Origin of the sequence: Nostoc sp. 'Lobaria pulmonaria (5183) cyanobiont' (assembly GCF_002949795.1) — a bacterium.
Lineage (GTDB): Bacteria > Cyanobacteriota > Cyanobacteriia > Cyanobacteriales > Nostocaceae > Nostoc.
On sequence record NZ_CP026692.1, the window covers coordinates 405,794 to 430,063 of the forward strand.

23 protein-coding genes are annotated in these 24,270 nt (G+C 41.5%); 9 read left to right on the plus strand and 14 right to left on the minus strand.

The annotated features are described in order from the left end of the window. Positions 1-24: 24 nt before the first annotated feature. From NLP_RS01665 to NLP_RS01670, 3 genes are read right to left on the minus strand one after another with little or no spacing between them, the layout of a single operon-like run. Positions 25-1,179, minus strand: a complete 1,155-nt coding sequence (locus NLP_RS01665; protein WP_104904870.1) for a glycoside hydrolase family 10 protein — start codon at positions 1,177-1,179, stop codon at positions 25-27. A 33-nt stretch (positions 1,180-1,212) separates the two neighbouring features. Further along, positions 1,213-1,404, minus strand: a complete 192-nt coding sequence (locus tag NLP_RS35745) for a DUF1206 domain-containing protein (protein ID WP_325034750.1) — start codon at positions 1,402-1,404, stop codon at positions 1,213-1,215. After that, on the minus strand, positions 1,385-2,083 hold the full coding sequence (locus tag NLP_RS01670; RefSeq protein ID WP_325034712.1) for a DUF1206 domain-containing protein: 699 nt from the start codon (positions 2,081-2,083) through the stop codon (positions 1,385-1,387). The genes NLP_RS35745 and NLP_RS01670 overlap by 20 nt, the downstream gene beginning before the upstream one ends. Before the next feature lie 159 nt (positions 2,084-2,242). On the opposite strand from NLP_RS01670, the gene NLP_RS01675 reads away from it, so the two are divergent. From NLP_RS01675 to NLP_RS01690, 4 genes are all read left to right on the plus strand, one after another. Further along, a complete protein-coding gene (locus NLP_RS01675) occupies positions 2,243-3,106 on the plus strand; it encodes an alpha/beta fold hydrolase (RefSeq protein ID WP_104904871.1) in 864 nt (287 codons plus the stop codon). 302 nt (positions 3,107-3,408) lie between these two features. Beyond that, a complete protein-coding gene (locus NLP_RS01680; RefSeq protein WP_094353507.1) occupies positions 3,409-3,864 on the plus strand; it encodes a pentapeptide repeat-containing protein in 456 nt (151 codons plus the stop codon). Between the two features lie 534 nt (positions 3,865-4,398). Next, entirely contained in the window at positions 4,399-4,749 is a 351-nt protein-coding gene (locus NLP_RS01685; RefSeq protein ID WP_267894926.1) for an MFS transporter, read from the plus strand. Next, positions 4,746-5,930, plus strand: coding sequence for an anion transporter (locus NLP_RS01690; protein ID WP_104904872.1), 1,185 nt, complete (start codon positions 4,746-4,748; stop codon positions 5,928-5,930). The genes NLP_RS01685 and NLP_RS01690 overlap by 4 nt, the downstream gene beginning before the upstream one ends. Positions 5,931-5,964: 34 nt before the next feature. On the opposite strand, the gene NLP_RS32670 is transcribed toward NLP_RS01690, so the two are convergent. Continuing rightward, a complete protein-coding gene (locus NLP_RS32670; RefSeq protein ID WP_158680252.1) occupies positions 5,965-6,102 on the minus strand; it encodes a hypothetical protein in 138 nt (45 codons plus the stop codon). An 18-nt stretch (positions 6,103-6,120) separates the two neighbouring features. Next, positions 6,121-6,591 carry a hypothetical protein gene (locus NLP_RS01695; RefSeq protein WP_234017165.1) on the minus strand — a complete coding sequence of 157 codons (471 nt, stop codon included), beginning with the start codon at positions 6,589-6,591 and terminating at the stop codon, positions 6,121-6,123. Here NLP_RS01695 and NLP_RS34550 point away from each other — a divergent pair. Beyond that, a complete protein-coding gene (locus NLP_RS34550; RefSeq protein WP_234017166.1) occupies positions 6,576-7,055 on the plus strand; it encodes a DUF6985 domain-containing protein in 480 nt (159 codons plus the stop codon). The genes NLP_RS01695 and NLP_RS34550 overlap by 16 nt on opposite strands. Before the next feature lie 327 nt (positions 7,056-7,382). Here NLP_RS34550 and metK read toward each other — a convergent pair whose 3' ends face one another. After that, positions 7,383-8,657: a methionine adenosyltransferase gene (gene metK, locus NLP_RS01705; RefSeq protein ID WP_104909735.1), complete on the minus strand. Its 1,275-nt coding sequence runs from the start codon at positions 8,655-8,657 to the stop codon at positions 7,383-7,385. A gap of 262 nt (positions 8,658-8,919) precedes the next feature. Then, positions 8,920-9,924, minus strand: coding sequence for a phosphoribulokinase (locus NLP_RS01710; RefSeq protein WP_104904875.1), 1,005 nt, complete (start codon positions 9,922-9,924; stop codon positions 8,920-8,922). A gap of 1,389 nt (positions 9,925-11,313) precedes the next feature. Between NLP_RS01710 and petH the strand changes: the two genes are divergently transcribed. The 4 genes from petH (at position 11,314) to NLP_RS01730 (ending at position 15,782) form a co-directional block, all read left to right on the plus strand. Then, on the plus strand, positions 11,314-12,660 hold the full coding sequence (petH, locus tag NLP_RS01715; protein ID WP_104904876.1) for a ferredoxin--NADP reductase: 1,347 nt from the start codon (positions 11,314-11,316) through the stop codon (positions 12,658-12,660). A 195-nt stretch (positions 12,661-12,855) separates the two neighbouring features. Next, the gene (locus NLP_RS01720; protein WP_104904877.1) at positions 12,856-14,142 is read left to right on the plus strand and encodes a homoserine dehydrogenase; all 1,287 of its coding nucleotides are present in this window, start codon (positions 12,856-12,858) and stop codon (positions 14,140-14,142) included. A gap of 530 nt (positions 14,143-14,672) precedes the next feature. Continuing rightward, positions 14,673-15,158, plus strand: coding sequence for a type II toxin-antitoxin system antitoxin SocA domain-containing protein (locus NLP_RS01725; RefSeq protein WP_104904878.1), 486 nt, complete (start codon positions 14,673-14,675; stop codon positions 15,156-15,158). A 9-nt stretch (positions 15,159-15,167) separates the two neighbouring features. Beyond that, complete coding sequence (locus NLP_RS01730) at positions 15,168-15,782, plus strand: type II toxin-antitoxin system PemK/MazF family toxin (RefSeq protein WP_104904879.1); 615 nt, start codon at positions 15,168-15,170, stop codon at positions 15,780-15,782. A gap of 8 nt (positions 15,783-15,790) precedes the next feature. On the opposite strand, the gene NLP_RS01735 is transcribed toward NLP_RS01730, so the two are convergent. From NLP_RS01735 to NLP_RS01765, 7 genes are all read right to left on the minus strand, one after another. Beyond that, positions 15,791-16,123 (minus strand): M48 metallopeptidase family protein, encoded by a 333-nt coding sequence (locus NLP_RS01735; protein ID WP_104904880.1) that lies wholly within the window; start codon positions 16,121-16,123, stop codon positions 15,791-15,793. Next, on the minus strand, positions 16,120-19,302 hold the full coding sequence (locus NLP_RS01740) for a type I restriction endonuclease subunit R (protein WP_104904881.1): 3,183 nt from the start codon (positions 19,300-19,302) through the stop codon (positions 16,120-16,122). Before NLP_RS01740 ends, NLP_RS01735 begins: the two co-directional genes overlap by 4 nt. Continuing rightward, a complete protein-coding gene (locus NLP_RS01745) occupies positions 19,299-20,549 on the minus strand; it encodes a restriction endonuclease subunit S (protein ID WP_234017167.1) in 1,251 nt (416 codons plus the stop codon). The genes NLP_RS01740 and NLP_RS01745 overlap by 4 nt, the downstream gene beginning before the upstream one ends. Before the next feature lie 20 nt (positions 20,550-20,569). Beyond that, positions 20,570-20,992, minus strand: a complete 423-nt coding sequence (locus NLP_RS01750) for a type II toxin-antitoxin system VapC family toxin (protein WP_104904883.1) — start codon at positions 20,990-20,992, stop codon at positions 20,570-20,572. Continuing rightward, positions 20,989-21,246 (minus strand): DUF2281 domain-containing protein, encoded by a 258-nt coding sequence (locus tag NLP_RS01755; protein ID WP_104904884.1) that lies wholly within the window; start codon positions 21,244-21,246, stop codon positions 20,989-20,991. Before NLP_RS01755 ends, NLP_RS01750 begins: the two co-directional genes overlap by 4 nt. A 474-nt stretch (positions 21,247-21,720) precedes the next feature. Further along, complete coding sequence (locus NLP_RS01760) at positions 21,721-22,002, minus strand: hypothetical protein (protein WP_104904885.1); 282 nt, start codon at positions 22,000-22,002, stop codon at positions 21,721-21,723. Between the two features lie 130 nt (positions 22,003-22,132). Further along, positions 22,133-23,776 (minus strand): type I restriction-modification system subunit M, encoded by a 1,644-nt coding sequence (locus tag NLP_RS01765; RefSeq protein WP_234017168.1) that lies wholly within the window; start codon positions 23,774-23,776, stop codon positions 22,133-22,135. Between the last annotated feature and the right edge of the window lie 494 nt (positions 23,777-24,270).

Here is a 24,270-nt window from a genome sequence, read left to right on the forward strand (position 1 = left end):
TTTATATTCCACGCGCCTTTTTCCTTAAAAAATCTTTTTTAACAAATTTTCCACTCTTGGCCAAATTGAAAATGTCCTCTTATAACTCACGCGACCCGCACTCAAATCTAACAGAGTAGGAAATGATGCAGACTTAGCATAAGGGCCATTTCGCAAAACTTTAGCTAGGGTATTGTTATTCTCTCGCAAACCTTCGTAAAAAAAGAATACCTCTCCTTGAATACCAAGTTGGCGATTGTATTCAATTGCCTGCACTAGATATTCTGAACTAATACAATAAGAGCCAAGCTTCATCAAAATTCCCGGTGCTAACTTCGGCAAGGTCACATCTGTGAACTGCTGGTTTACCAGTTTATCAGCGATCGCAGCATAACTCCTAAAGTCACGGCGATAAATCTGCGGCTGAATCATATCAACTATTCCCCGCTTCAGCCATGTGGGCGAGTCTTGCAGATATTCCTGGAATGCCCAATCATAAATATTAGGTGCGATCGCTACTAATAAATTAGGATTCACCGCTTTCACCTCCCGATAGAGACGCGCCAAAAACTCAGTCAGCATATCTGCACGCCACTGTAACCATTGCCTATTCTTGGGATTCTCTGGCGGATTGCGATCGAATTCCTGGCGATAGCGGGTGATAGTTCCCCGATCATAGCCACCTTCAGAGGGTAATGCCGGGAAGCGATCGTCACCTTGAACACCATCAATATCGTAATTATTTGCAACTTCCAGCACCAAGTTTAACAAAAATTCCTGCACCTGTAGGTCAAGGGCATTCAACCACTCAAAGCCGTTTTTCTTCAGTAAATTGCCGTTATAATCACGCGCAGCCCATTCCGGTTTTTTCTGTAAAAGTACACCACCATTCAAATTGTAAGAACTGGCAAAACCGTATTCAAACCAAGGAATAACTTTCAACCCAACTCGCCGCGCTTCAATTACCACTTCTTCTAAAGGGTCGCGACCTATAAAGATTGGGTCAATCTCAACTCCAAAAGTCTGCCGCATTGTTTGACTAGGATATAAAGTTACTGCCTTATTCCAAACAACAGGAAACACCACATTAAATCCCGTCTCGGCTAGGAAATCCATTGCCTCGGCAATGCGTTCCTTCGATCTGAGAACTTTACTATCAGTAGTAGTCAGCCAGATACCACGGGTTTCTATTATTGCCATTTTTATAAATTGAAATTCTCAGCCTTGCACCATCTAAACATTAACTACCCGACGATACCGCGCTTGTATTATTGTGTAAATACCATAAGCAATTAAACCTAGTGCCATAATACCCAAAAGCCATGCTCCGTTAGGTTGTTGCGCGATGGTCTGTAATACTTCATCTAAACCTTCTGCGGTAGCGGCGTTCGATTTCCTTGCTGCTTCAATTAAAAACCAACCAATAAATAATGCAAAATACTATACCCCGTGCCGCTAAACCAAATCTGGAAATTCTCATTACCCATTGGGCTTCTGTGTTGCTTAACTCAATTAAATTGAGTTCTTTACGAAATTTGCCACTAAAAGCTTGATAAAATTGATAAAAACCTAGAGCAATTATCAACACCCCCCCAGTTCCAACTAACCATTGACCAAAGGGTTGAGAAAGTAAACGTGCTGTCCAATCTTCAGTGGAATCACTACTATTTTTACCGCTGCCTGTACCCATCACGATTTGCACAGCACTTAAGGCTAAACTTGCATAAATCAAGCCGTTAACTGCGTAACCAATTCGCACTGCCAAACCTTTGGCATCATTACCTTTATTTGCTGGGTCTTTAATTGCCTGTACAAACCGCCAGATTACATATCCAATTAAACCAATTGCAACTAAAGCCAACAAAAATTTACCAAATGGCTGGTTGACAATTGTTTGGAGAGCGCCTTGGGTATCAGTTGTTTTACCACCCTTGCCAAAAGCCGCCTGTGCTGCCAGTATTCCAACTAGACCGTAAACAACTCCTTTGGAAACATAGCCAAATCGTCCCAGTCGCTCAACCCACAATGAAACATGGTTTGTCAACTGTTGTGTCATGGTAGTTGGAGAATTATTATATATAGTATTATACCAAAATTTACCCACGATTCACATCTATCCCAGAGCAAATTTTCTAATTATTTTGTAATAAATCACTATTGTAGTACTGTCTTTTAATAGATGTGAGGTTGCTTGAAATAAGATTACATTTATTAAGTACAGTATTATTATTTAGTGTTTTATAATGCTGAATTAGAATTAATTATGTCTCTAATAGAAAATTCTTGGAAACACGAATATATAACTACTAATGGGGTGAAGCTACACTACGTCACCCAAGGTGAAGGCCCCTTAATGTTGATGTTGCATGGGTTTCCTGAATTTTGGTATTCTTGGCGGCATCAAATACCAGAATTTGCCCAACATTTTAAAGTAGTTGCCATTGACTTGCGTGGCTACAACAACAGTGATAAACCACAGGAGCAATCAGCTTATGTCATGGATGAGTTGATTAAAGATGTTGAAGGAATAATTAAAGGATTAGGATACCAAAAATGTGTATTAGTTGGACATGATTGGGGTGGTGCGATCGCTTGGGCCTTTGCTTATGCTTATCCCGAAATGGTAGAGCAATTAATTATCCTTAATATGCCTCATCCTGCCAAATTTGCCCAAGGCTTACGTACTCCCCAACAGTTGCAGCGAAGTTACTATATCTTCCTCTTTCAACTACCTTGGATACCAGAATTATTCTTACAATCTTCAGACTACCAAGCAATTGAAACAATTTTTAAAGGTACAGCAGTTAACAAGAGTGCTTTCACTAAAGCGGATATTGACGCATATAAAGATGCTGCTGCAAAACGCGGTGCCCTCACAGCAATGTTGAACTACTACCGCAATGTTTTTCAGCAGAGAATGCTAAATCTAAATAGGGGCGTTCTGGAAGTGCCAACACTGATTATATGGGGAGAAAACGACACTGCACTTGGCAAGGAACTAACATACGATACCTCCGCTTATGTCAGGGATTTTCAAATCAAATACATTCCTAATTGTGGCCATTGGGTGCAGCAAGAACAGCCGGAATTTGTTAATCAGTATATGCGAGAATTTCTGAGGACTTAAGCTAAACTATTAATAAGTATAAATACTTATTTTATCAGCTATAGTAAGTAGCGCCAGCTTTTACTTTTAAAAAGATTTAATAGTAATTTAATACTGGCGTTTTTTGAAGAATTATTGGGTAAAAATTGCCAGAAATTCAGAATTAATGGCATTTTTGATATCACTTTTATCTGTGTTTCAGATCACAACTAACTTGTCGGGAGATAGATTGTCACAAGATAGATTGACCTCACGAAATTTAGTGAGATAATAGAACTGTGAGGGACAGAACGGACGCAACTCGATTATTAAGGGGGAAAATTATGAAACTCCAGCTATTAGCGGCCATGGCCTTAGCAACACCCCTATTTTTCGCTAGCTCGGTTAGAGCCGAGAATCCACAGGATTTACAAAAGCTGCTTTCAACTGGGGAATGTGTTAAGTGCGAACTATCAGGAGCTAACCTCAGTGGCGCTCATTTAATTGGTGCTGACTTGAGAGGCTCGAAGCTGCAAGGAGCTAACCTTGTAGGAGCTAACCTCGAAGGTGCTGACTTAACTGGTGCAAACTTAGCAGGTGCTAACCTAACATCTGCTTATGTAACCAATGTGAATTTGAAGCAAGTTAATCTCAACGGAGTAAATTTTACTCGTGCTACGATTCACGATTCTAATGTGTATCAAGCATCAATGAACGATCTAAATCTTACTGATGCGGAAATATTTAACACCGGAATCGGGATTGGTGGAGAAGACGCTGAAATTCCCGATTGGAAATAGTCCAACTGAGTACACAGCTTAAAATCAATACAACATAGGTTTTGGCGGGTTTTAAATCAAATAAACGAGCTTTTTTGCCAGAATTATCCGTTAAAACCTGCCTCTACAAAAATATTAAGAAAAATGAAACCCCTCTGCGTTGTAATCACTTTACTATGGCAAAAGCAGAGGGGGTTTCTTTTTGCGATCGCGCTGATATCCATACAAAAAAGTGCAATTAAAATCTAAAAATCTTTACTATTTCTCATTAGAGGACTTTACTAGCCCTAATTCAAAATCAGGGTTTCGGCTATTATTTGCGTAAGTTGTGTATATGCACAAATAAGGTTTTTTCGCTAGATGCAGCCGGACTCCATTGATTTGGCACGATTATTTGCATAAGAGTATTGTGACCTCTCCATAGCTCACAAGATATCAGTAAAATATGCAAAAACAGCGAAGAACAAGTGAGAAGAGTTTGCGATCGCCAAATTCTTTTTTTCCCGAAAACCCATATTTCTGCTTGGCTTTGCCGTCTTACCGATTTGAGGAGTCCTGTATACGCTTTCGCACAATCCTTATTTTTTCGTTTCTGTGCAAATTCTGGATGGTATTGAAAGCGGGATTTTTGGTGTGCTTTCCGTATTGATGGTAGCTGATTTTACTAACGGCACAGGACGTTTTAATGTTAGCCAAGGGATGCTCAACACTACCATTAGTGTTGGTGCAGGTTTGAGCAACGTGCTGGCTAGGTTTGTGGTTAAAAGTGCTGGTTACAATGTTGGTTTTTTGATCTTAGCAGCGATCGCAGTTGTGGCTTTAGCAGTTTTTTGGTTCTGTGTACCTGAAACAAAAACAGGAGTTAATAGAAAGGCATCACATCAAAAGCATTTAGCGAAATCATGATTGTTTTCAGATACATCATTATTGGGCTGACTTATATAGGTTTGGGTTTAGGATATTTACCTGGTTTACGGATGAACCGAGCCAGTATTGCTTTAGTTGGTGCATCTTTGCTGATAGGATTTGGGGTATTAGACCTCAAAGAAGCATGGCAAGCGATAGACTATAAAACGCTGATTTTCCTGTTTGGCATGATGGTAATCAGCACAAACTTAGCTTACGCTGGTTTTTTCCAATTAACCCTTGATACAGTTACACACTTTACCCGCAGCCCTTTGGGTTTACTGATTGTTTTAACTTTTGGCAGTGGAATTCTCTCTGCTTTTTTTTTAAACGATACCATTGCTCTAATTTTGACTCCTTTGGTTCTCGGATTAACCCAAACTTTGAACCTCAATCCTATTCCTTACTTACTTGCCTTAGCTGGAGCAACTAATCTAGGTTCAGTAGCTACCTTAAGTGGTAATCCGCAAAATATTCTGATTGGTTCCTTCTCTGGTATCAGCTATCTCGATTTTGCGAAAGCATTGACTCCCATCGCATTAGTAAGTTTGTTGATCCAAATTGGGTTATTGTGGTGGCTTTATCCTGATGTCCGTTCTACTAAGTCTTGTCCGAGTGTAACCCCCGTGCGTTACCGCATATTTAAACCGTTACTTACTAAAAGCCTATTGATCACCGGAGGACTATTAATTGCATTCTTAATTGGGATACCCCCAGCCCAAGCAACACTCGTAGCTGCTGGTTTACTGTTCATTACTAGGCGAATCAAACCGCAACGAGTTTTAAATAAAGTGGATTGGGATTTACTGGTAATGTTTTCTGGACTATTTATTGTGACTGCTGGAGTAGAAAAATTAGGAATATTGAATTTATTTAGCGGTTTAGTTTATACTCCCCTAAACATATTAGGAATTACTGCTCTGCTTTCAAATTTAGTTTCTAATGTTCCAGCAGTATTGTTACTACAACATTTACTTCCCCATCCAGACACCAAAACCTGGTTACTATTAGCAGCAGGATCTACCTTAGCAGGTAATCTAACTTTGTTAGGTTCAGTTGCCAATTTAATTGTTGCTGAGGCTGTTGCAAAACTTGGTTATCAATTGTCATTCTGGGAACATCTACGTTTTGGTCTACCGTTAACTGTGCTGACTCTCATCCTGGCTTATTTTTGGATTTAGTCATTAGTCATTGGTCATTTGTCAACAACCAAACTTAAAGTTTCAGGCTAAAAGGCTCAACTTCGAGGTTAAAAGGTGCAACTTCGAGGTTAAAAGGCTCAACTTCGAGGTTAAAAGGCTCAACTTCGAGGCTAAAAGGCTCAACTTCGAGGCTAAAAGGCTCAACCTCCATGTTTTAAGGGTCGCGGCGTTATTCCCAATCCCCAGTCCTCAATTCCATCTTTTCAGTCAACTTGCGGTAATGTGATGACTTTATCCGGGCAATTTTACAGTATTTTGTGACTGTTCTGCGAGTGATTGGCAAACAAAATCGGATTTTCAAAAGCTGGGCTAATTGCTCATCAGTATAAGGATTGGCGGATGATTCTTCTACAATTAACTGTATTAGCATCTGTTGGATTTGTTGAGGAGTACGTCCGCCTACTCCTACAGCAACACATAGTGAATGCAACGGAATTATCCGACTGTGTTGATCGCAAACTAATATATACCGTCCCCGCACAATCAGGCTGACTGTAGAGTTACTAAGTCCCACCGATTGAGCTACTAATTGCTGAGGGGTAGACACTAAGTCTAATTTATCCTGACTCTGCAAAAAAACTTGCTGGCGCTCAACATTTTGATAAATAAAGGTAGTACCTGAAGATGATGAAACCCCCAAGGAGTTACTACGATGCTGAGTTTGGACAGATGAGAATCGAAGATAACCACTGGACTTTAGCAGAATGTGCTGTTTTGGGCGATCGCTGTGTACCGATTTGCCTGGATTTTGAACAGGGGCAGATTGGGGAACTTTCATCGCTCCAGCGTGAAGCTATTCGGCAAGCTCTAGCCTTGCCACCTGATGTGTTACGCATCACTGCTCCTCTGGTGCTGCAAAATTATGATGTATATCGTGACATGATTGGAGATGAGGAAATGCCGCCCCTGGCTAATCCCATTCAGGTCTGGGATGAGGTCACTTTCTCATATATCTATGTGCCGCCCCACGTTGAGTATGACCTGCATATTGCTACCTTTAAGTTGATAGCTGAGTGTTCCTGGGAGCCAGAACACGGCTTAGAAGTGCGCTTTCGCAATGGAGTAGCAGACGATGCAGATCAGATAGGTGAAACAGGACGGTAACAGCTTATCTTGTTTGCGATCTGATGCATTTATGAGGGCAGTAGGATAGGCATAGCCTTACGCACAGGTAACAGAAAATCGAACCGCAGAGGACGCAGAGGGCACGGAGAAATAAGAGTTTCAGAGAGTTCTTGCCTAAGTCCTAAAAAAATTGACTTTGACATCCCTACGGGATGCTGCGCGAACATGGGTAGAGTATTCTGACTCCTGACTCCTGTTTTACTTTTCGAGATTCAGGTGGTTACTAAAAAATGAGACTATTGGTAACTTGTCAAGTTACTAATACCCTCACGTAGATAAACTAAATTTTTACAGTAGCGTATAAGTCTAAGTTACTGCCTGAGCAACTACTGCCGAAAGTGACTCGTTCGCTGCTTGCTTCAACAATTCGGCTTTATCGGTCTGTTCCCAAGGCAAGTCTAAATCAGCCCGCCCAAAATGACCGTAAGCCGCGACGTCCTGATAAAAACGTCCGCCTCGTTCACTTGGTAAGTTGCGTAAGTTGAAGGTATGGATAATCCCTGCTGGACGCAGTTCAAAGTGTTGGTTGATTAATTCCAGTAAGGTTTCTTCATCCACTTTACCGGTGCCAAAGGTATCCACTAGGATACTTGTTGGTCGCGCTACACCAATGGCATAAGATAGCTGGATTTCAACTTTTTCTGCTAACCCGGCAGCGACAATATTTTTCGCGACATAACGAGCCGCATAAGCAGCAGAACGGTCTACCTTCGTGGGGTCTTTGCCAGAAAAAGCGCCGCCACCATGTCGTGAATAGCCACCGTAGGTATCAACGATTATTTTCCGTCCTGTCAGACCAGAGTCTCCTTGAGGGCCACCAACGACAAATTTGCCAGTGGGGTTGACTAAAAAACGTGTTTCCTGATTAGGCTTAACATCAATGTCGCCAAAAACAGGTTCGACCACTGCTGACCAGAGGTCTTGTTTAATTTTGGCTTGTACCGCCGCCTCATCCGTAATTTCCCCAATACTAGCTGTATGCTGGGTGGAAATTAGAATCGTATCAATACCTACTGGGCGTCCATCTTCGTAGACCACAGTTACTTGGGTTTTACCGTCAGGACGCAGGTATGACAATTCACCTGTTTTACGGACTGCTGCCAATCGCCGAGCAATGCGGTGGGCGAGACTGATGGGTAAAGGCATCAGTTCTGGTGTTTCGCTGCTGGCAAAACCAAACATTATACCTTGATCGCCCGCACCAATTTTATCAAATAGTTCATCACTATCTTGCTGGCGGGTTTCTTGGGCGGTGTTAACGCCTTGGGCAATATCGGGTGATTGTTCGTCTAAAGCCAGCAGAACGCTGGTACTGTTAGCAGAAAAGCCATTGTCAGCATTGGTATAACCAATTTCGGCAATTTTTTTCCGGGCGAGATTGACGAAATTTACATTAGCTTTGGTAGTTATTTCACCAGTGATTAGCACCAAACCAGTATTAACTACGACTTCAGCTGCGACACGACTGCTAGGGTCTTGTGTCAATAAGGCATCCAGAATGGTATCAGAAATCTGATCGCAGATTTTATCTGGATGACCTTCGGTAACTGACTCAGAGGTAAATAGATATCGACGAGACAAAGGAAATTCCTCCATCGAGAGTTTTTTCGTTGATTAAATGTAGGCATTTAGTTCAACTACTAATTTATGAAATCATAACAATATTTATACTTCAGTCGTTAGTATCTTCTTGATATTGATAAAAACCACTAATAATAAGGTAAATATTCGTAAGTAAGATAAATGTATGCTAATTATTTTTTATTTTAAATGTATTTAATAACACAAAAAAAGGGGGGCACCCGGAAGCGCCCCCAAAAGCTTTGACATAAACACTGCTGCTTTAAACCTGAATCGCTAACTTTGCTTCCGTAGCTGTCAACCGCTCATAAGCAGCACGCATCTTCAAACCTGTAAGCACTTGAAAGAAACCAGTTCCATTATTGGAACCTGGATACTCGCGGTGCTGGAGTAACAAGTGAGTCAATTCACCCTGATATTTTGTGGATGTATTGCTGAGATGAGTTTCGATATAAATGACTTCTTCCAAATTGTCAAATTGACCATCTACCTCTAGTACTGAGACATAGCGGCCGTAGTAAACATCTGAACCGTAGTATAGTTGCATACCAGGATAAGAACAGGTCAGCTTACGTCCACAGGGAGTCCAATTAATTGTTGACCCTTCATCAAATAGGTACGTTGGATCGAAGCCTTGCTTACCTTCCCGCTGGAGCATACGTACCCGTAAGACTCTACGTTCGGTGTCGTTTTTGATCAAGTTTGTGGGCAATACCTGGAGAACCACATCAGCAAATTCTCTTTGCGGTTCGATAAATTTATCAAAGTCAGGTTTGCGGGAATTGATTTGCGCTAACACATCTTCGTAGCGATGACCGCGTTCAGCCATATCTCGCTGGATTTTCCAGGCAATTTTGACCTCATCGCTAATGTCAAAATAAACACTAAAGTCGATTAGCGATCGCACCCGCTCATCATATAAAGGATGCAGCCCCTCAATAACTATAATGTGATTCGACTCGATCCGCTCTGGCGGATCGAGCAAGCCGGTTTCGTGGTTGTAAATCGGCTTATCAATCGCTTCACCACTTTTGAGCGCTTTAATTTGCTCATACATCAGATCAAAATTGTTTGCCCTGGGGTCTAGTGCCGTTATCCCCGTTTCTTTGCGCTGTTTGCGATCCAAGGAGTGATAGTCATCCAAGCAGATGACTGTCATTAAATCTTCACCAAACAAATCTATCAAACGACGCAAAAACGTAGATTTACCGCACCCAGAGTCTCCGGCTACTCCAATCAGTACCACGCGTTCTGGCTTTCTTGTCATAAATCTCCTCTAAAATACTAAAGTTGTGTCAATAATTTTTCACACAGCAGATTCTGAAGCCAGGAGTTTACCCCTTTGGTTTATCCTGCGTTCTTGCTACCTAGCACATCTATAAGACACCAAGCGGGTAGGCAACAAAGTAATCAGAAGGCAGGAGGTAGGAAACAGGAGTAACCCACGTTTAAAAGCGTGGGACTTAAGCTGTAGATGCCTCGAATCTCGCGGCACTTTTCGCTCAATACAATTCTTATTTTTAAACTGGGCTTTTGACCCAGAAATAAAAAATTCATTTTGCCTTCTGCCCTTTGCCTCCTGCCTTCTCTTTTAAGTTGCTACTCGTCGGACTAGCCTGAATGTTGGTGCCGGTAAGTATTTAATCCTAGTGATATATTTTATTTTAACAGAAGGGGGTATCCCATACAAGATTGCTGTCAAGAAGAATTAACATGGTTCATCAATTGTTTTTTTGTTAATTTAGTTGTTAATTTAAAAATGGGGATCAGTACCGCCCATCAGCGTTGCACCTTTATCACTCTGCTACTTTTGACTCTATAGAATCAAGACTATAAGGTATAATTTATTATTGCCGCAAATTTTCTAATGTTCCTAAATTGTAATTCCTGCTCGACAATACTTAATATATTCAAAGCAAAAATCTATCCAACGAATGAGGAAACAACTTGCATTACTCAAATTGTTGGTTGTAAATTTATAGATATACTCATATAGAAGCGTTGACGTTATGGCAAAGTACTGATACAAGGTTGATAGATTTTTCGCATCAACTGAAACTAATTACAGTTGCTTGAATTACGATTCTCTATCTTGTTATGTTTGTAGCTGGAGTTATCCTAGTTATGTAATTATCTATAGACAGGTAATGAAGATAGCTAACAACATTCCAGAAGAATAGTAGATTTGGAGAAGTAAAACCAATCGTGAAGAAAACCTTCCTCTCTTGGCATTCTCCGATTTAAACCCCTAGAGTAAGCAAGCACAAGAACAGATTTTGGAGGTAAACTGAGCGGTAGCTTCCACCGATCAAAGCAATCTTCCGAGAATATCTGCTATTGTGAGTTGCTCATTGGGTACTAAGGTAAAAAGCTATCTCCCTGATGGGGGTGGTAGTTAACGAAAAAAAGATTAAATTGATTCATTATTAACATTCTCCACAAGACTTATCCTTTACCTTAGAAGGTGAACAGGTGTGTTTTTTGCTATGCCTGCATGTCTTTGGTGAGTGTACTTAGCAAGGCATTAATTTATTGATGCCGTTTTTCCTTCAAGGCTAGTTTTGTGAAACGAAAATCCGGTAAACTAAAGCTGGCAAGGTAGGGGAATAGTTTTTTTTGAAAAACGGTTAAGTAAATTATCGGAGTGGTAGAACGAATGTACAATCAAGGTGCTGTTGAGGGTGCTGCCAACACAGAATTAGGTAGCCGCATCTTCCTTTATGAAGTAGTAGGTTTGCGTCAGAGCGAAGAAACCGATCAAACTAACTACCCAATTCGGAAAAGTGGCAGTGTGTTCATCAGAGTGCCTTACAACCGGATGAATCAAGAAATGCGACGTATCACTCGTCTAGGCGGCACAATTGTTAGCATCCAGTCTGTAACTGCTCTAGAGCCAGTTAATGGTAAAGCCTCACTTGGGAATGCTACAAGCGTTGTCAGCGAGTTAGCTACAACTGAGGAAACTGCTAACAGTGAAGGGAATGGTAAAGCCACACCTGTAAATGCTGATAGTGAAACCAAAGGTTTTGCTAAACCACCAGCTGAAGAACAGCTCAAGAACAAGGACAAGAAAGGCAACACCATGACTCAAGCGAAAGCCAAAAAAGACCACGGTGACGTACCTGTTAATACTTACCGTCCCAATGCTCCGTTTATTGGCAAGGTAATATCTAATGAACCGCTAGTCAAAGAAGGTGGTATTGGTATTGTTCAACACCTTAAATTTGACATTTCCGCCGGGGATTTGAAGTATATAGAAGGTCAAAGTATTGGGATTATTCCACCCGGATTAGACAAGAACGGCAAGCCAGAAAAACTTAGACTCTATTCCATCGCCTCAACTCGTCATGGCGATGATGTGGATGATAAGACAATATCGTTGTGCGTCCGCCAGTTGGAGTACAAGCACCCAGAAACTAGCGAAACAGTCTACGGTGTTTGCTCTACACACCTGTGTTTCCTAGAACCAGGGACAGATGTGAAAATTACAGGGCCTGTGGGTAAGGAAATGTTGTTACCTGATGACCCTGATGCTAATGTGATCATGATGGCAACTGGAACAGGTATTGCCCCGATGCGAGCTTATCTGTGGCGTCAGTTTAAAGATGCAGAAAAAGCAGCTAACTCAGAATACGAATTTAAAGGATTCTCTTGGCTAATATTTGGTGTACCGACAACTCCAAACCTTTTATATAAGGAAGAACTGGAAGAAATCCAACAAAAATATCCTGAAAACTTCCGCCTCACTCCTGCCATCAGCCGGGAACAAAAAAATCCTCAAGGTGGTAGAATGTACATCCAAGACCGCGTAGCAGAACATGCTGATGAATTGTGGCAGTTGATTAAAAATGAAAAAACCCACACATACATTTGCGGTTTGCGAGGTATGGAAGAAGGTATTGATGCAGCCTTGACTACTGCTGCTGCTAAGGAAGGCGTAACCTGGAGTGATTACCAGAAGCAACTTAAGAAAGCTCATCGCTGGCACGTAGAAACTTACTAAGTGCTGAGTACCCAGTGCTGAGTTTTGAGTTCTAAGTTATGAATGAGTAGGGTGGGCAGTGCCTACCCTACAATTGTTTTATATAGATGGCTGAGGAAAGAGTTCTCAGTTCTGGGGGGTAAAGTATTAAATACTTGTTACTACTCAGCACTCAGCACTCTAAGCCGAGGCACTTAAAAATGAATTGGGTGCAAAATGGGTGTGAAACTAGGAATACTGGGATTAGGCACCGTGGGAACGGGAACAGTGCAGTTGTTGCAAGATAGCGCTGGGCGTCACCCATTGTTGCAAGAGATAGAAATTTATCGGGTGGGAGTGCGATCGCTAGATAAACCCCGTGCAGTAGAATTGTCTACGGAAGTCTTAACTACAGATTTAGAATCTATTGTCAACGATCCGGCGGTAGATATTGTGGTTGAGGTGATGGGTGGACTGGAGCCGGCGCGATCGCTAATGCTCAAAGCTTTAAGTAATGGTAAGCATGTAGTCACAGCCAATAAAGCAGCGATCGCCCGCTTCGGAGCAGAAATTTTCACCACTGCCAATCAAGCTGGCGTATACGTGATGCTAGAAGCCGCTGTGGGTGGTGGTATTCCAGTGATTCAACCTCTAAAGCAATCTTTAAGTGTTAACCGAATTCACACAGTAACGGGTATCGTTAACGGTACAACGAACTACATCCTGACGCGGATGCAAACAGAAGGCAGCAACTTTAATGATGTCTTAGCTGATGCCCAGCGATTAGGTTATGCTGAGGCTGACCCCACAGCTGATATAGATGGCTTAGATGCAGCAGATAAAATTGCCATCCTCGCATCATTAGGTTTCGGGGGACGCATCAACCTACAAGATGTTTATACTGAGGGGATTCGGCAAGTAAGTAAAACAGATATTGCCTACGCCGAAAAATTGGGATTTGTGATTAAATTGTTAGCGATCGCTAAACGTGATACTCCCTCATCCCCCCTTTCCGTCAGAGTTCATCCTACTTTAGTGCCTCAAGCCCACCCTTTGGCTAGCATCAACGGCGTTTATAATGCCATTCTTGTCGAAGGAGAACCAATCGGGCAAGTAATGTTTTTTGGCCCAGGTGCTGGTGCTGGTGCAACCGCCAGTGCTGTCACGTCAGATATTTTGAATTTAGTTGCTGTCCTCAAAACTAATACAGCAGTTACAAATCCATTATTAACTTGTGGGCATCAGGAATACTGTCAAATTGCGCCGATGGCAGAATTGATAACTCGGTTTTACGCCCGTTTCCTTACGAATGATCAACCTGGAGTTATCGGCAAATTGGGTACTTGCTTTGGCAATTATGGCGTTAGCTTAGAGTCAATTGTCCAAACAGGCTTTCAAGGGGAACTAGCAGAGATTGTGGTTGTTACCCATGATGTGCTAGAAGGCAACTTTCGGCAAGCTTTGGCAGAAATTCGGAATTTCTCAGCGATCGAAAGCATTCCCAGCTTACTGCGTGTACTTTGAGATTAGTTGGGAGTCAATACTGTTTGGTTAAGGTAGAGACGCGATGAATCGCCGTCTCTACAATAATCAGTCTTTCGTCTTGACGGCAATTTCTCGCATCTTTGGCGATCGATAATTTTCATCAAAAAACCTTAACCGAACCGTATTGAGTCGGGAGTGAGGCTCGTCAAGTCGCTCTTGCTCCAATAGGTTATGTCTGTAGTGTTTTTGCCCGTCAAGGAAATGATAAAGTTGCAGAAGGCTGACTAACTACCCACAACGCTTATTAACTGTCACCAACAGATTAAATGCTAGTTACAAATTTTGTGATTACATAAACTGCATCATGTACTAAAATAGATAGTACGCATGAACTATTCGTATTGGCATCTAAACCTGAAAGTGTCAAGATCTGAATACAACTCATTATAATAAAGCGATATCAATCCATGAAAAGCTCTCAAACAGTAGAGTTGTCAATGGAATGATTTTACCTATTAATATTTATTAAATTCCTACAAAAGTCTTATGGTTAGCAAAGAGAGAGAACGATGTTGGAGAAGCTCATAAAATATTTTGTCTACGCGACAAAAGGTTATATTACAAAAACACAGCTAATCAAGTTTTTGTATTTAGCTGATCTTTACTCTGTCAAATGGACAGCAAAGCAGCTGACACATCTAGATTGGCGTTATTATTACTATGGCCCTTGGAATGAGGATATAGATAATACTTTAAATCAAATGGATGGTAAAGAAATATCTCAAGAATCTCAGGGAGATACAATACTTATCAAACTTGGTGCCCAAGCAGGTAATGTAGATGATTTAGAATTGCCTGTAAGTTTGACGTTAGTACTGGATAATATTAGGAGAGAATGGGCTGGTGCAGGACAAGATAAACTTACTCAGTTACTAGAGTATGTATATAACACTGCTCCCATGATGGAAGTAAAAGATATCTACAGACCTGAAGAAAAAGTTAAACTTAACTTACAAGCAGAAAGAGATAGATTAATCAATGAGTTAGGCAATTAGGATTATCAGGTGGCTGGACAAAAACCTAGACAAGGTTGGATCTATTTTATTAATCCCTATAGGGTATCTCTACGTTGCAGAGTTGGACACACTCATATTTATGATTTGGATGAGCCAGGTGAAGTACAATGTCTGACTATCTCTTGCACTGAAAACATCAATTCTAGTAGAGTTTTTAGAGGAACGCATCCTTATGTAGTTTGGACAGGTGATGAGTTTCAGGATGAGTCAGGTTATATAGCAACTTTTTCTGTTATTCCTCTAACCTCACAAACAACATCTAACGGTTTACCAACAACGTATCCAATTAACCCTACTAGCCAAAACGGTCTTGAGAAAAATTCTTATGTCCTGGTTCATCAACTGTGTACTGTTGATGCTAATTGCTTCAAAGACTCAGCAGGCAATTGGTTGGAACGCATGGGACAACTAGCTAAAGCAGATAAAGATGCTATAGAGCAGCGTTTAAAGTATTTTTTAAATATTCTAGACAATCCTAGCGATGACTGGTTTGCTCAAAATGCAACTATAGAGCTTTTACAAAAAGTTTTTTATTTTCTGCCTGACGAAAATACAAAAAATAGAGCCATAGAAGAATTAATAAACAATTTAGGCCGCTCGTAAATCAGTAGTCATTGCTGACAATTTTTCTGTAACTTTATCTCTAACTCTTCCCAGTCAGGCAGATAAGCAAACATGAAACACTTAAATAGTTTACCGTGGTTAGGAACGAGGAGATGTAGGAGTTCGTGAACAATGACAAATTCACCCAATTCTTTTGGTAAATCTAGGAGTTCAGTATTCAGCGTTAAGCGTCCTGTAGTAGAAATAGATGCCCATTTGCGCTTCATCGGACGCAGTTGAATTTGTTTGACTTGGACTTTAATGCGATCGCTCCATTCTCCCACAGCGTCCTTAAGTGCTTGCGCGTCTTTCCATTTTCGATTGTCGCAGCTAGCAATCATGATTCGACTCGTTCGAGTTTCAGCAGGTTGTTGGTGACTTCTATTGTTTGCTCGACTGAGCTTGTAATAGGATAAATAGTAGCGTAAAGTTCGGTTCTTAAATCAATTTCCTGACGCGCATCCCACCAGTAATCAGGGAAGTTGCCATAAATGGCGTTGATGCTTTCGGCTTGGCTGATATCAAGGCGATCGCCTGCTTGCTTGATCACAATATAAATGGCAAAGGTGTTTTCATCAACTTTGAGCCGTTGGCGTAAGACTTCTGCTTCTACGCATTCATTGGCAATTTCATCTAGTCTCGCTAAAGCAACGTGAGCCTCTATTTGGCGGTTTTCAAAGCTAGCGCGGACAATTTCGGCACGTTCGCCAATGGAAATCAAAAAAGGCGATCGCTGACTTTGCTCGTTTACTGTTTTCAACAATGCCCTACTCAAGTTTAGAACTTTTACTGTATCTGTGGTGCTATTTTGGCGGAATTGTTCTAATTGTTGGGCATTGAGTTCGTGGATTGTTCCTGGCATTTCCAACTCGCCGATTGTGACGTTGCGGCGTACCAGTTCTTTGGTTTTGGCGGTGAGTTCAAGATCAATGTAGGGACTAGTATTGTAAGCAGCGCGTATTGTTCCGTAAAGCCTGGCGATCGCTTGATAATTTTCCATGAATGGGCGCAGATCGGGGTCAGGAGAGAGGATTTCGTAAATTGATTGTAGTTGGCGGACAAATTTAAAGAACTTCTCGCGCAAATCTTTGTCTGCAAAATAAGCCGCAGCGCGTTCTTTTGCTTTGTCATCCCATCCCTTAGCTAGCGGTAAATACTCAGGTGCAGTATTTTCCATCATCGTTTGCAGCAGGTTTTTGATCACATCAACATTTTGGATGATGTCGTTAACTTCTCCGGACTCAAAGGCCAGGGCTTGCTCTAGTTTGTCGCCAAAGATACCGATAAAATCTAGAACAAAGCCGTAGGGTTTAACTAAACCTTGTGCATCTTCATAGGGGCGATTCACACGGGCGATTCCTTGCAAGAGAACGTGGTCGCGCATTGGTTTGTCGAGATACATACAGTAAAGTATCGGTGCATCAAAGCCCGTTAGTAGTTTCTCGGTGACGATGAGAATTTTCGGCAATGCTTTGCGGTAGTCTTCGTAAAGTTGGCGAATTTTGGTCACAGCATCAGCATCGCCACCGCAAAGGGTTTCTAAATTTTGGGCATCTTCAGCAGAACAATAACCTGTAAAAGTTAGGGTTTTGGTGGTGTCGTAGTTAAAATCTTTCGGGCGAGATTCGATAAAGTCGATGACTGCATTTGGTAAGGATATTTTGGCAGAAACGACGGATTTTTTAATAAAGGCTTTGCGGACTTCTTTCTCTTCGGCATCAGTCAGGTTGTACTCCCGCAGTCCTGCGGCTGTAGTCCGGGAATAAACGACGGTTGAGTATTCGCTAGGGAGATATTTATCTAAGGCTTGTTTGTAAAGTCTACAAGCTTCCCGATCTACACCAACCATAAAAGCTTTAAAGCCCATTGGTTCAACGTAGTCACGGAAGTGTGCGGCGACAAATTTCGCTACTTTATCTACTCTATCTGCACTTTTGAGAAACTCTTTTAATTTAACAGCGCGATCGAGAATGCCATCAAGTTCCTCTATGTCGTTAATGCCTTCTGCGGCTTGGAGTTGGAAAAATTCTTTTTCTAAAATTTCTTGGGGAACACGAAACTCTGATTTAGCCAGGGCATAATTTAGCTTCAGGGTTGTGCCATCTCGTACCGAGTCGGCGGTTGAATAGGAATCTAGGCTGTATTTCGGGTCAGTAGGTTCGCCGAAGGTTTGGAAGGTGCTTTGTCCTTTAGCTGCTTTACTGACGGGTGTACCTGTGAAACCGATAAATGTGGCGTTGGGGAGGGCAGCCATCAAATATATGCCGAAATTACCGCCAGTGCTACGGTGTGCCTCATCGACTAAGACGGTAATCGTAGAACGCTTATTTTCTACCTTCATCTTGTCGAACTTGTGAATCATGGCGACGATTAACCCGCGATAATCATCTTGGATGAGTTTTTCTAAGTCTGCTTTACTGGTTGCGACTTCATAACTTTTGATGCCATAAGCTTTGAGGTTTTTGTCTAGTTGGTTTTCTAGTTCGTTGCGGTCAACAATCATGATTACAGTATTATCGCCGCTAATATTGCGGAGTTGGGCGGCAACTGTAATCATCGTGAGGGTTTTACCACTGCCTTGGGTATGCCAAACTAATCCGCGTTTTTTATTCGGATCTTGGATGCGTTGCAGGACTTTTTTGACTGCACGCGTCTGGTGTTGGCGTAAAATTACTTTGGTTAAGCCGTCATCGCGTTCTAGGAAAACAATGTAATATCTGAGAATCTCTAAAAAGCGTTGATGGTCGAAGAAGGTTTTGATTTTCTCTTCGTAGTCGCCTTCTTGGATAATCGAACCTAACCCCCCAGCCCCCTTCCATTGTAGGGAAGGGGGAGTAATATTGTTGTTCCCCTCCCCTTGCAGGGGAGGGGTTAGGGGAGAGGTAAGTTTCCATTCAAACAAGTTTTTGCGGTTGGTATTCCAGGTTAAGCCATACCAGAAATTCCACAATTCTGTGACTTCAAAAACTTGGGGAAAGGCTAGCAATTCTGGGGTTTGGTTGTGGTAGCGGCGAATTTGGTCAATCCCTAGTGCTAAACCATCAGTTTTCTTTTCTCCTTTGGTTTCAGCAATGGCAACGGGAATACCGTTAATTAGAAAAATAATATCAGCGCGGTTGGGAAATTTTACGCCTTTTTGCGACCATTCATCAGTGACTTGGAAGATGTTATTTTCCGGGTTGTTAAAGTCGATGAGGGTAATGTTTCTGTCGCGGTTTTCTTGGGCGACAAAAATAGATTGTTTGCCTTGCAACCAGTTTAATGCTTCGCGGTTGCCTTCGATGGTGCTGTCAATGTTTCGCAGGCGGCGCAGAATTTCATCTATGTTGTTAGAGGTGACTACGCCAGGATTTAGTTTAATTAGTTGACTGCGAAGAACATCGGCAAAGTAGCGTTCTTTGAGCTTTTCCTCTCCCTTCCCTTCCCGCCGTTGTAATGCCTCTTTTGAAGTTAGGTATTCCCAGCCAATTTGATATGCATATTTCAGCATCGGTCTTTGAACGGCGGAAGCTTCGCTCATACGTAAGTCTCAGTTAAGGGTTGGGTGGAAATTTTACCTGTCATCAGTTGTTCTAGCATGGCGTGGAAGAGTTCGTCAGTAAGGGCGATTTCTTTTTCTAGGGCTTGAATTTTGCGATCGCAGGCTTTTAAGGTAAGAGCAATATCTTTTTGTTCACCAAAAATAGGTAAAGGTATAGTAATAGATTTAATAATCATTGAATTTAAATTTGTTTGATTTGCTCCATATCCTAACGTTCTAATTTTTTCATAGTTTCCAGCTAGAAAATAGAATACATAATCATTTAAAATATTTTGTTGTAATAAGATTGCTGCACAAGCTTGATTTAGAGTTGCATCAATTCCTAAAATTGCAACTTTACCCCGCGTTACTCCTTGCCCATACATAGCCATTAAAAGAGTTCCACGCGGAATTATCTTGGCTGCTGAGTTTTTCAATCCTTCTTTTGTAATTTTCTCTTCTGTATCGGTAATAATTCCGTAATTGACTTCTCCAGTTTTTACCCAAGGAATATCGCCATTCCAATATTTAGCATTACTTCTGCTAGGCGTGCCGCCAGATGTAATTTGACTAATTTGCCCTAACTTCACAACTTGCCAACTCTCAGGAATTTCCCCTATTCCCTTCTTCTTGCGCGGTTCATTGCGAGTGCCATGAGTAAAGAGATACTGCATCAGTGCTGCTTTGCGTTCCCGTTCCAGTTCTAACTCTCGCTGGCGGGTTTCTTTGGCTTTCTGGATGGTTCGCAGAGTGTGTGCGATCGTTTTTTGTTCGGGGAGTGGAGGGATAATAATTGGCAATGATTGTAAATTTGCCTGATTAATATTAGTAACTCCTACTTTCCCAGACTTAGAGATAAGAATTTTTCTAACTGTATCTCGACGGAGATAATTAACTAAAAAGATAGGTTCAATTTCCTGTGTTTCTAATCGCGCCCTAATTATAAACCCACAGAATGTCACAGGCTCTGTAAAATCAAGAAATAAAGAAGCCCAACCTACTCCCTCCTGCTTCAAAGATGAGCGTACAAATAAAATATCGTTTTTTTTAAGTAGATAATCATCTTTAAGCTTAATATCTACTCTATAAAGTTTATTCATTGATATAAATGAACTTTCACAATACATATTCAGAACATCTACTGTGAGAGTACCACTTCCTTTTTGCTCTTTATTAAAATTGATACCATTCTTTAATTGGGCTATATCTCCCAATTTCACTATCCTCCAATGAGGCGGTACTTGCATCTCATCCATCCCTACCCCTTTTATATTCCATCAGCAATAATCAAATCTATCATTTCATTCTTATTCTTCCGATAAACCCGAAAATCACTATCTAGAGTTAACACACTACTACCATTAATCAACTCACTCATTCTTACCAAACACGCATCAGCTAAAGACATTGGTACATTCTGATACCGCTTCAACAACTCTCTAACCGTTCCTATTTCATCACTGAGACGAAAAGAGATTTGAATTATGCGAGTATCTAGTAAAGACATAACCGCATCCTGTCCACCATAAAAATCTCGCAATATAAAAAACGTTTCACTAATCACTACTTCACAAGTTAATAAGGGTGGTTTAATCTTTTTCCATTCATTAACCGCCCAATCATGCGAATTTTCCCGATTATTGATAAATGCAACTAAGGGGCCTGTATCTAGAAGTACCTTTTTCCTCATTTCCAACCGTAGCCTTCTAAATACTTCTTGTTGGTAGCTAAATCGCCAGGCCCTCCATCAACACAACCAGCAAACTCTTTGGCTGCTTCATAGGCAGAAATAGGTTCTTTTTCTTCTTTATGCTGTACATCCTGCTTTTGCATCTCCTTATACTGCAAAAACTGAATAAAATCAATTACCTCCTGCTGCTTCTCTGGAGATAATTTTCTAAATTCATCAATGATTATTTGTTCTCGATCAATTGCTTGAGTCATTGCTGTATCCTGGATAAAAATAATAAGATATTTGTAGCTGATTGAAACTTTAGCAATTTAAACTTTACTACTCATTGCAGACAAACTTAAATACTCAGAGATCAGCTAGCGTAAAATGTGTAGGTAGGTTTGAGGAACAAAACCTATAATTTTGCAGGGTTTGTTGGGTTTCGCAAAGCCTCAACCCAACCTACGAATATTCTAACCCCCAACCCCTTCCCTATTAGCGTTGGGGAGTAAGCCTTAAAGGCTCTCTCCTTGTAGGCTAGGGTGTACACACAAGTATGACCAGCATAGGTTTCAACTCTTCTAGTAGTTTCGTAGGGTGCATTACAATACGGTTCGGTTAACCTGTTTTTCTCTCGAAGATCCCCCCAACCCCCCTTAAAAAGGGGGGCTTTTTCTAATCTTTACCCCCTTAAAAAGGGGGTCGCCGCAGGCGGGGGGATCTTATCCGAACCGTATTAGGGTGCGTTATGGCCACGCCGAATCAGCAAATGCGTTCGCCAAATCAACAAATGCGAACGCCGAATCAATAAATGCGATCGCCAAATCAACAAATGCGAACCCCAAATCAACAAATGCGAACCCCAAATCAACAAATGCGAACCCCGAATCAACAAATGCGAACCCCAAATCAACAAATGCGAACCCCAAATCAACAAATGCGAACCCCGAATCAACAAATGCGAACCCCGAATCAACAAATGCGAACCCCGAATCAACAAATGCGTAGGCGTAGCCAGCCTTAAGCATCGCCTTATATGAAAAACGCTATAAATTCCAATACGCTTGGGTTAAGGGCTACTTGTACAAAATTGTGGGTTTTCGAGACGCGATAAATCGCCGTCTCTACAAGTGTTTTGGTATTATCTGAACTGTATTGCTATAAATTCAACTTTGCTAACACCTCAGCTAAATCTTTATCAGCCCATTCCCTGTCTTGTCTTGCTACCGCCAAATCTGTCAAAATATCTGCGATCGCCCGATGCACAACTTTATCGCTAACATCCACAAACTGCGACGGACTAAGATTATAATCCGCTTCTCTCAATTCCTCTAACTTAATAACTTTACTCAGCTTCTCTCGCGTTTCCCAATTGCGATAAACCTCATCAACCGCCTTAATCCCTTCCTTTGTCAAAATATTCTTCGGATCGCCCTTCACAAAATAATCAGCAGCATTAATCAGCAAAAACTCGCCCTTACGATTCAGAGGTTTCAGGCGATTTAATAAAATTACCACCCCTGGCGCAGTGGTGTTATAAAACAAATTTTCAGGTAGCAAAATCACCCCTTCAACTCTGTCTTTTTCCACAAATTCTTTGCGGATGTCCCTTTCTTGATTTTTGTTCTGACTCCCGGAACCGCGAGACACTGCACCTGTATCCAAAACAACCGCCGCCCGTCCGTTATCTTTCAGCGATGCCCAAATATGCTGCACCCATCCCCAATCTGCTGAAGATTTGGAGGCAATTCCGTCTTTAAACCGTTCAAAAGAATCTTCTTCGTAAGCATCTGCGCCGTAGTTGTCCTGATTCCACATCGGATTAGCAACCACATAATCAAAGCGCATTACCTTCTTGTCAACCGTAAATTTTGGTTGCCTGAATGTATCGCCAATCTCAATTTGAGTATCAGTAAAATCCTGCAAAAACATATTCATTTTAGCGATCGCGAAAGTTGTCCAGTTCAACTCTTGCCCAAATAACCGAGGTGCTTTACTCTCTTCCCCTGGATGCTTGCGGTTGAACACCAGACGCGGCTTAGTCAACAACCTTCCCGATCCACAAGTGGGATCATAAATCTTTGTGTAGGGTTCAGGGTCAATAATTTCCGCAATCAACCAACCCACCTCTGATGGTGTGAGAAACTCCCCCGCACTTTGCCCCTGTCCTTCGGCAAATTTCCGCAGCAGATACTCATAGGCTTCCCCTAAAACATCTGCATTAGTATTCTTTAACCCCAACCGATGCCGACTGATGACTTCAATCAAGTCCTTTAAATGGTCATCATCTAAAACGCGCTGATTGCTTTGCTTCTCGTTATAATCCTTCAGCGTCAGCGTTCCTGATAACCCAGGATTGCGCTTTGCCACTTCCCGCATCGCCGTTGTGACAAACTCTCCTAAGCCATCTTTCGGATGAAAACGAATTGCATCCCAACGGTATTCGTGCGGTACATAATAACGGACAATCGGCTGACGATTATTTTTAATTGCATCTTGATGATCTGCTTCAATGAAAGCACGGGCTAAGTCTCCACCCCCAAATTTCTCGGCGCACTTTTCATACTCATCATCAAACACATCAGACAGCCGTTTGTAGAAAATTAGCGGCAGAATAAAATCTTTGAATTTTGGTGCATCCGTCGCACCGCGTATCTTACAAGCAGCATCCCACAGCCATTGTTCCATTGCGGGAATATCCAAACGCTCATCAGCTTGGTTCGCTAACTGTAGAAGGGGTAAATCAAGAGAACCGTTTTTCTCTGCTGGATTTTTGCTGTTTTTCCTTGTTCCACGCGGCACTATACTTACTCCTGCAATGCTTCTATCTTATGAAAGAGAATCCCTATTTTCGCAGTTTCTCGGCTAATTGTTGATAAATGATATCTAACCACACAGGAATCACAACCTTGTTCTAGAGATGCGTAGACGCGTAGCGGCTTGTTGTCAGACATCGCATTGGTGAATTATGCTCAAAAATGGTTGCAAGATGAACGAGAAAGAGGAAGACGCTAAAAAATTTGCTCAACCTCGTCGTAAACTTTAAATTCAGATTGAACGCCTCAGAAAAGTTCTACCTAAGTTGGACAATATGCGAAGAACAAGTTCAAAGTGAGGTTCAAGCCAAAGCTAAACAAAAATCAGACTTAATAGAAGTTCAAAAACAGTATGCTAAATAATACCAAGTTAACGTCCATCAGTGGAGCTACGGCAGATTAATTTCTAGTGTTCAAAGTCAGGCTGCTAAAGCTGGAATTCTTATAGAAGAGTCAAAACTGCCAATTCGAGGTAGTCCT